General features: G+C 49.7%; 8 protein-coding genes and 1 pseudogene. 5 read left to right on the forward strand and 4 right to left on the reverse strand.

Annotated elements, in window-relative coordinates:
• The 4 genes and pseudogenes from D5269_RS16135 to D5269_RS16150 all read right to left on the reverse strand — a co-directional run.
• A pseudogene (locus D5269_RS16135) lies at positions 1-641 on the reverse strand (hypothetical protein); the annotation flags it as partial.
• A gap of 7 nt (positions 642-648) precedes the next feature.
• Complete coding sequence (locus D5269_RS16140; protein WP_016324430.1) at positions 649-828, reverse strand: hypothetical protein; 180 nt, start codon at positions 826-828, stop codon at positions 649-651.
• Positions 829-943: 115 nt separating this feature from the next.
• Positions 944-2,218, reverse strand: a complete 1,275-nt coding sequence (locus tag D5269_RS16145; RefSeq protein WP_016324429.1) for a plasmid recombination protein — start codon at positions 2,216-2,218, stop codon at positions 944-946.
• A gap of 146 nt (positions 2,219-2,364) precedes the next feature.
• Entirely contained in the window at positions 2,365-3,426 is a 1,062-nt protein-coding gene (locus tag D5269_RS16150; RefSeq protein ID WP_120486883.1) for an AAA family ATPase, read from the reverse strand.
• 176 nt (positions 3,427-3,602) lie between these two features.
• On the opposite strand from D5269_RS16150, the gene D5269_RS16155 reads away from it, so the two are divergent.
• The 5 genes from D5269_RS16155 (at position 3,603) to D5269_RS16175 (ending at position 8,677) form a co-directional block, all read left to right on the forward strand.
• Positions 3,603-4,184 (forward strand): hypothetical protein, encoded by a 582-nt coding sequence (locus D5269_RS16155; RefSeq protein WP_016324427.1) that lies wholly within the window; start codon positions 3,603-3,605, stop codon positions 4,182-4,184.
• Between the two features lie 27 nt (positions 4,185-4,211).
• Positions 4,212-5,162, forward strand: coding sequence for a DUF3658 domain-containing protein (locus D5269_RS16160; protein WP_016324426.1), 951 nt, complete (start codon positions 4,212-4,214; stop codon positions 5,160-5,162).
• A 323-nt stretch (positions 5,163-5,485) separates the two neighbouring features.
• Positions 5,486-6,703, forward strand: coding sequence for a tyrosine-type recombinase/integrase (locus D5269_RS16165; RefSeq protein ID WP_120486884.1), 1,218 nt, complete (start codon positions 5,486-5,488; stop codon positions 6,701-6,703).
• Complete coding sequence (locus D5269_RS16170) at positions 6,697-7,662, forward strand: tyrosine-type recombinase/integrase (protein ID WP_120486885.1); 966 nt, start codon at positions 6,697-6,699, stop codon at positions 7,660-7,662. The genes D5269_RS16165 and D5269_RS16170 overlap by 7 nt, the downstream gene beginning before the upstream one ends.
• The gene (locus tag D5269_RS16175; RefSeq protein ID WP_120486886.1) at positions 7,649-8,677 is read left to right on the forward strand and encodes a tyrosine-type recombinase/integrase; all 1,029 of its coding nucleotides are present in this window, start codon (positions 7,649-7,651) and stop codon (positions 8,675-8,677) included. The genes D5269_RS16170 and D5269_RS16175 overlap by 14 nt, the downstream gene beginning before the upstream one ends.
• Positions 8,678-8,845 lie beyond the last annotated feature (168 nt).

An 8,845-nucleotide genomic window follows, 5' to 3' on the forward strand; every position in this document is an offset into this window, starting at 1 on the left:
TTGGAGAACAGCTCCTTTTTGCGGACTTCGGTATTGGCCTCATGGATAAAAGCGATCTGGCTGGCGGGCATACCCTGTGCGATGAGTTTCTGCCGGATGTCCTCATAGACCGTAAAGGCCAGCGGTTTCTCCGGCTCTGGAACTGCCTGTTCCAGAGCGTGAAGTATCGGGTTATCCAGCGTTTTAGCCACCTTTTTGGAGCCAGCCGCCTGGGGTGTGGAAATGTCGCAAAACACCAGCTGGGTCAGCTTTTCCGGCTGTCCGTCCCGCCAGATTTGCAGGATATTGTCCACGCACTGGTTGACTTTTGTGCCGGGTTCGTCCGGCAGCATGGGGTTGATAATGCGCTGGTCCAGCCCCAGCTTTCGGCCATCCGAGGTGATTTTCAGCATATTGTCGGTTGATGGGTCAACGGTCCCCGAATGGACTTTGGCGGCGCGCTCGGAGAGGGCCTTCACCATATCCTGCTGGTGTTCGGTGGGCTTTGCCACGATATTGTGGTATTCCACCTCTGGGGTGGGCAGATCCAGCTGGTCGGCGGTCTTGATGTCCGCCACCTCTTTGAACAGGTTCATCAGCTCCGGCAGGTTAAAGAACTTGGAAAATCTTGTCCGCGCCCGGTAGCCCGTCCCCTCCGGGGACGGTTTGTCAAGAGGATTTTTTGATTTCCTCTAAATTGAACTTGTCAGAAGCAAAGCAATCGCCTAAAACTTCATGGACACAAAGGCCACGAAACGCTGTATCCATGGGCTTTTTCGCCGTTTCGGACTGCTTCACACTGACAATAAAATTGGTGTTTCCTATACGGATAGAATATTGATTTTCCATAGTGCTCCTTTCCAAAAATCGTGGGCTTCCGACAGCGAAAGCCCGGTTTCGACGCCTGGGCGTTCAGTTTAGAACAGGTGAAGAAGTCAAAAAGTCGGGAGTGTAGTCGAAGCGGCTATCTCTCCCAACCCTTGCTCCTGTTCTTCTGTTTTCTCGCTTCACGCTCGGCCTGCCGCCTGCGCTCCGCTTCCTCCTTTTCTCTCCGCTCCTGCGCTTCCTTGACGCTGAACAACTCCCTGACCTTGCTGACAAACACCCGCACAACATCGGGAAAATGCTCCATAGCGTCCAGAAACGGCTGGCATTTCTCTTTCAGAGCGTCATACCGTTCCTGCGCTTTCTGCAACGCCGATGAAGCCCTGGAATACTGCTGGCGGTAATAGCGGGCGTTCTCTTTCAGATTGTGAATCTCGTTCCGGCTGGTAATGCCCTCCTTTGCCAGCGAGGTAAGCTGGGAGTAGTCCTCTTTGCTGATAGCGACCTTTCCCGTGATGGTCTTTTGACCCATGCTGTCAATGTCGCTGAGGGTCATGCTGACCTCGTGGGCCGCCTGGTACTTGGTCTGCTCCCTTGCAACCTTCTCTTGGAGCTTGGAGAGCCGTTTGGTATCCTGTTTAATCTGATATTGGAGCGAACTCAGATTTTCGGAAGTGCTGCCACGCTCGCCACGCTGGAAGTCGGTAAAGCCATGCTCCCGCATATGCTCAAACAATTCATCTTGCAGGACGCTGTATGACGCCCGGTACTTCGGCTTGCCGTTCTTCCGCAGGATTGCCCTGCCGTGTTCATCGGTGAGGGGAATATCGGAAGCCCATTTCTTGGAGTGGCTGATCTGATGGATAACCTCTTTCACCGTCCCACGCAGGGCGGGGTCTTTACACCGCTTGCTCCACAGGATTTCTTTCTCAACCACAGGCAGGACAACGGCGTGAAGATGGTAGTGGTACACATCCTTTCCCAACTCGTCACTTGCCGCCCGGTTGATTTCATCGGCGTGCATGACGGCGGAGATGACATTCTCGCTTCCGAACTTATCTTCCAGAAAGCGCACCGCCTCGGCGTAGAACTCCCTGGCGTAGTCATAGCCGCCGTTCCGCTCAAAGTACATCGTGTTCACATCAATGATAATCTCGTCAAAAAGGGTAGCGTCCTGCCGAAGCCCCCGCAGGCTGATTGCCCCATCCGCTTCCATCTCCCGCAGAATTTCCATATAGGACTTCCCGCCGGGGTCACAGAAATGGACATTGAGGGGTATCCGCTCCGGCACGACATTGATGTTGTCGTAGCTTTCGTTCTTCCTCTCATTGTGCCGTTCAGCCGCCCCAATGTCGGAGGACTTGTACTGCTTCACACGGGCGCAGCTCATATCGGGCCTTGGTTCTTTTGCCATCGGTTCCTCCTTTCCGAGAGGTGGCGGGGGAGCGCCGTTACACAACATTCTGCGAATGTGTGTAACCCACTATGACACTTTCGGCTTCGCCGCAAAGATGTCGTGGGCAAGGGCTTTCCCCCCTTGACCTCCCTTAAAACCTCAATTCAAAACGGCAGGCCGTCATCCGCCGTGACTGCCTGCCGTTCCTCTTTCGGTTTTTCGCCCATCGTCAAAGCCCAGTACCAAAGAAAGCCCTCCTTCACCGAGTGAACGCCGGCTTTCTTCTTGGCCTTTTTGATGGTCGATTTCTTGAAGCCTGCGGCTTCAAGTTTTACTTCGCACTCGGCAGCAAGCTGCGGCCTGCCGTCTGAAAGAAGCTCTTTCAGAAACGCAACAGCGCCGTCTACCTTTTCGCTCGGCCTGCCCAGCTTTGGGGCAAAAAGGGAAAAGGCTTCGTCCGCTGTCAGTTCAATTTCGTCCTGGAAGTTTACGCCCTTGTCGGTCACTTCAAAGACAATGGCGTTGCCGGTCGGGGCGAGATTGGACTTCACCTGCACCATATACCGCTCCGAAAGGTTCTCCTTGTTCTGCGTCCTCGCCACCGCCAGAATACTTCTTGCGGCGGCGGCAATGTCGATTGAGCCGTTGGTTCGGTACAGCGGGGAGGTATCCCTGTTCTTGTTCATGTGCGCCACAACAACGATTGCACAGCCCGTTTCCTGCCCGATTTTGATAAGGTGGTTCAGCTCCGTCCTCGTTTTGTTGGCGTCGTTCATGGAGCAATCTTCCCCGATATACGAACTCAACGGGTCAAGAATGAGCAGCCTGACATTGTACCGTTCGATTGCCTGTCGCAGCCGGTCATCTCCAAAGGTCAGGTGCTTTTCATTCTCCTTGATGAAGATAAGATTATCACGATTGCCGCCGGAAGCGATAAACCTCGGCACAACCGTATCGTCTGCATCATCCTCCGTGGTCTGGTAAATCACCGTCATGGGTTCGCTTGCTTCCTCTACCTCTTGGAAAGGCAGGGGCTTCCCATCGGTCAGCAGGGCAGACAGCGCAAGTATGAATTTGCTCTTGCCATCGCCCGGATCGCCTTGGAGCAGGGTTATCTTCCCGAATGGGATATAGGGATACCACAGCCATTTCACCTCCCTGGGCGTGACCTCGCTCGCCCTGATAATCTCCAAAGTAACCGTGTCGTTGCTTCCGTTTGGGGTCATTGTGCGACCTCCTTTCAGTTGATTTTGCTGCCCTGGGCAACAGAAAAGCACCGTATCGCTACGGTGCTTTTCTCCGGCTCAGATGTGTGCTTTGATGGGGGTTGAATGTCGCTTGGGTTGGTGGTATACTATATCCATAGTGATTCGACAAACGCTAAATTTACGGGGGTACCTAAATGAACCTGCTTTATGAAAAATATAAAAACTTGAAGATAGATGGTAGCTGGATTGGCTTAGAAGCGGGAACGCAAACACCGTATTTTTGCACTCCTATTGGAGCGGAAATCATTGGCTGGGATAATGGCATACACTACTGCTTTATTAAGAGCTTTGGAGATATGGTGTTCTGCGTCAACCCGGAAACCTGCTGCGATTACAATGTCTATCCAATTGCCCGTAATTTCTGCGATTTCTTGGGGCTGATACTCGCCACTGGTAATACAAATATTTTGCAACAGATTATTTGGTGGGATAAAAAAAGGTTTGAGAATTTTGTTAATAGTCCAGAAGAACAGGAATGGAGAGTTCGGCCCGAAGTGGAAGGTGCCTTGAGTACAATTCGCAAAGGGACAGGTATAGCACCGATAGATACCCCGTTTGAATATATCAAGGATTTGCAAAGCGATTTCCCCTATGAACAAATTCCATTTACAAATGAGTATTATGATACTTTAGGACTTGAACGGCCAGACGGAACAGAGCCAGAAGAAAGCGGCTTCGAGTTTAGAACTGTAGAATTTAAGGTTGAGAAAAACTAAATGGCAATTTGAAACGGAGTATTTACCATGCTACAAATAGTTTTTTCCGACAGTGAGTGTGGGTCATTGAAGCTGGCCACACATTGGGGGCCGTCCAGTTGGGATGATGGGCCAATCGGATTTATTTTCGGTGACGGAGAGCGAGAACCTACTCAGGAGGAGAAGGATCAGGCTATGGCCCAGCTCAAGGCCCAATGGGAGGCAGAAAACCGCCGGGCGCGGCCCGTGGGCGGCGACCCTGGGGATGTGTTATGCCCGTCTGTTGGATTGGACATCGGCCCCATAAGCGGCCCTGATGTGGAGAAGGCCCGGTTTGATTTGCTTACCGCTTGGTTGGGGGGCGATTTCCCACTCCCAGATTGCGACCCGGACGATTATGCCCAGCGAGATATGCTTTGGGAACAACGCCAGCGGGACAGAGAGCGGCTTTTGGAGGGTGGAAAACACGGCGAGGCTGTGCGAATCTGGTACAGCAACGCACCTTACTCCCTGTGTGGGTTTTATGATGTGCTTTGGCAACTACGGGACTGTAACTGCCCTGTGACCGCTTTAGAAATGCCCCGGTGGATGCCATGGGAAGATGGCACAGTGCAATCCTGTTTGAACTGGGGAGAACTTTCTCCGGGAGACTGGGCGGCGTATCTGCCTTTGGAGCGGGAAATCCCCCAAAATGTTCGCAGAGCTATCGCTATGGAGTGGTCACAGCTTCGAGAGGAAAATGCGCCCTTGCGTGCTGTTGTCAATGGGCGTCTGCACAGTGTTGGGGAGGACTTCTACGACCCATTTATTCGTGCTCATATCCCTGATGGAACCTTTCGGGTGGCTCAGCTTATTGGTGAGGTGATTGGGCGACACCAACTGGGTATCGGCGACTGGTGGATTGCCAAGCGTATCCAGGCTATGGAAAACCGGGGGGAGCTGATTACGGTGTCCAAGGGTGACCGTTTCTATCGGGACGAAGTGTGCCGAACTCAATAAGAGAAAACTTCCCATTTGTCGAGGTGTTATTGATTTTAATTCCTTCCACTACACAAGGGACTTAATGACTTCTTGATTACTTCCCGAAAAAGGAAGCTGCCACCTCTCAATGACAGCTTCCTTTTGCCTTATGCGTAAATCAAATCGTTCAAGACCATTTCCTCGGCGGCAGAGCGGATATTATTCATCATTCCCAAAATCCAAACTTCAAAAAAATCCAAACTTTTACTCATAACCTCAATGAATGCAGTGTTTTGAAGGAAAAAAGTTTGGATTTCTTTTTTTCTTCATCTCCAGCTATCATAATGATGGAGGTGATATAGATGAATTTATTTCATTCAGACAAAACTTATGAAGATCTTCTTCAGGACATGCAGAAGGATGGATACAGCCAGAATTATATGAAATGTGTTAGACGCGAAATCCGCTGGTTGGAAAACCATCAGAACATTTATCATTTTGCTTCTTTTGAAGCTGCCTGTCAGATAAGGGTGGCGCAGACTTCGTCCCCGGAAACACAGGCAAACCGAAAAACGATTTATAATCTTTTTCACCGTTACAGCAAATATGGTAGCTTATCAGAAGGGAAACGTAATCCGCTTTTCAGGTTCGGGGCATACACACAGTTGATCGAGGAGTTTAAAAGCCTGCTTGATATTTATGAAAAAGAAAGCTACAGGCGCGGCCTTAAAACGGGGACAGTAAGGGCCAGTATCTCTGCCTGCAGCGGCCTTTTATTAGCTTTGCAGTCCTCCGGCTTCCGGTCACTGGAGGATGTGACAGAGCGGGATGTCCTGGATTATTTCTCCCGCAAAAAGCTCAGCAGCAGCACAAAGGTTAATATCGCATCTGTATTTGAAGCACAGACGGGCAGTTATTTCGATTCTGCCAGGCGCATCCTCACATACCTTCCCAATCTGCATCGCCGGCGAAAAAATATCCAGTATCTTACGGAAGAGGAAACCCAGGCTGTTCGCAGCGTACTTTCCGACAGTGAGGGTGGGCTTTGCCTGCGCAACCGTGCCATTGGCACTATCCTTTATTTTACAGGGATGAGATCCAGCGATGTGGCCGCCCTGAAATTTTCCGACATAGACTGGAAGAAAGAGGAGATCCGGATCGCCCAGAAAAAAACTGGTGAAGAACTGCTCCTCCCCCTCACGGCAGCAGTCGGCAATGCTATTTTTGACTATGCCACACAAGAACGCCCCGACAGCAACGATGAACACATTTTTCTCTGTAGAACAACACCCTGTAGACCGATCAGCCCGGGCACAGTGGGAAATATAGCCCAAAAAGTATATGAAGCTGCCTCCATACGCCAAAACAAAGGTGACAGGAAAGGGGCGCATCTGTTCCGTCATAACCTGGCGGCTTCATTTGCAGGCTCCGGCATCCCAGCCCCTGTCATCAGTTCCACTCTTGGACACAGCGATCCAGACTCGCTGAACCACTATCTTTCGGCGGATATCAGCCATTTACGGGAATGCGCAATCGGCATCAGAGAGTTTCCTGTCAGTGAGGAGGTGTTCCAATGGTGAGTTATCAATCCGGGTTTGCTGACCTTATAGAAAAGTATGTGTTTTACCAGGAATCGTCTGGTTCCTGGAGTGAAGTAAGGGCGCGAAATCTAAGGTACTTTGACCGTTTTTGTGCGGAACGTTTCCCAGGCAGGGCCTTATGCCAGGAAATGGTTGATGCGTGGTGTCAGAAACGTGATACAGAAACAAAATCCTCCTGTATTACACGGACAGGGGTAATCCGCAGCTTTATCAGTTATCTTCAAAAGCGCAGGATGACAGACGTCCTGCCTATGCCGGTTCCGAAAGCAGAAAAAAGGACCCGAGTTCCACATGCATTCACAAGAGAAGAACTGCAAAATTTTTTCCATGAATGCGACAGCATAGTCCCCTATAAGCCCTCTCCCAAATTTCTCCTCCCCAAAATGACGTGCCCTGTATTTTTCAGGCTTCTATACAGCAGCGGCATACGGACAACAGAAGCCCGGAAACTGAAACGAAGCGAAGTCGACCTGGTACATGGGGTTCTTAACATTCATGAAACAAAAGGATACGCCCAGCATTATGTGGCTCTCCACGACAGCATGACAGACCTGCTGAAACAGTACGACCGGGAAGTGGAGAAAATTTATCCCGGGAGGACATATTTTTTTGAGAATGCGATGGGCAACGGTTATTCCAGGCAATGGGTGGTCTATATATTCCGAAAGCTGTGGGAAAAAGCAAACGGCAAAAACAACAGGCCCGTGGCGTATGAACTTAGGCATCATTATGCGGTAGAAAACATCAACCGGTGGGAGGAAGATGCCTTCGGGTTCAGCGAAAAGCTCCTTTATCTTTCAAAATCCATGGGGCATAGCGAAATAAACGCGACGTTATACTATTATTCCATTGTGCCGGGAATGTCTGATATCCTTCGGGAAAAAACGGAAACCGGCTTCAATGAGATCATACCGGAGGTACCCGATGAAAAAGAATGATGAATCTGCCAAAATCGCATACTTTATTTCTGACTTTTTAAATACATATGCCCCAACTTTCCTCACAAACAGCAGACACACTTTGAAATCATACAAGGACAGCCTGGTTTTATACCTCTCATTTCTGGAAACGGAGAATATAAAACCCGACTGTTTCAGCCGGGAATGCTTTGAAAGGGCATGGCTTGAAAAATGGATACTCTGGCTGAAAGAAACCCGCCAGTGCAGCGCGGACACCTGCAATGTACGGTTGGGGTCACTGCGGGTATTCCTTGAATATCTGGGAGAGAAAGATATCGAATACTTATATCTTTATCAGGAAGCGAAAAAAATCAAACGGCAAAAATGCACCAAAAAGAAAGTATGTGGGCTTACACGGAATGCTGTTGCGACAATGCTCTCCGCGCCGGATCTCTCAACAAGGACAGGGAAACGGGACGTTGTATTTCTGACTGTGCTTTATGCCACTGCAGGACGTCTTGACGAGATACGGTCCATAAAGATATCCCATATCCATTTGGATGAGCCAAAGCCCTACATTATACTTTTGGGAAAAGGCGGAAAAATGAGGACAGCGTATCTTCTTCCGCGTGCCGTTGCAAATATCCGTATATATCTGAAAGAATTCCATGGCGAGAAGCCAGAACCGGAAGCATATCTTTTTTATTCCCGTGTGGGAGGACGGAAAACAAAGCTTTCTGAACCCGCACTTGATAAGCGGATTAAGCTGTGTGCGAAAATCGCCCATGAGAAATGTCCAGAGGTGCCACTTGGCGCACATGCCCACCAATTCAGGCATGCGAAAGCATCCCACTGGCTTGAGGATGGCATTAGTATTGTTCAGATCAGCTTTCTGCTTGGCCATGAGCAGTTAGAAACAACAATGAAATATCTTGATATAACAACGGAAGAAAAAGCAAGCGCCCTTGCCACTTTGGAGATGGAGAGAGAAAAATCTCCGAATAAAAAGTGGAAAAACAACGATGGAACATTGTCTGGCTTCTGCGGCCTGTAAGTATACGTCCAAAAAGAAATCCAAACTTTTTCCCCTCAAAACACTGTATTCATTGAGGTTATGAGTAAAAGTTTGGATTTCTTTGAAGTTTGGATTTTGGGCCTGATGAACAGCTGCAAGGCCCAGGCGGAGGAGATTCTGCTGGCGGAACTTATCAACAGCTGACCT

The sequence above is a fragment of the Anaerotruncus sp. 1XD42-93 genome, from assembly GCF_009917605.1.
GTDB lineage: Bacteria > Bacillota > Clostridia > Oscillospirales > Ruminococcaceae > Anaerotruncus.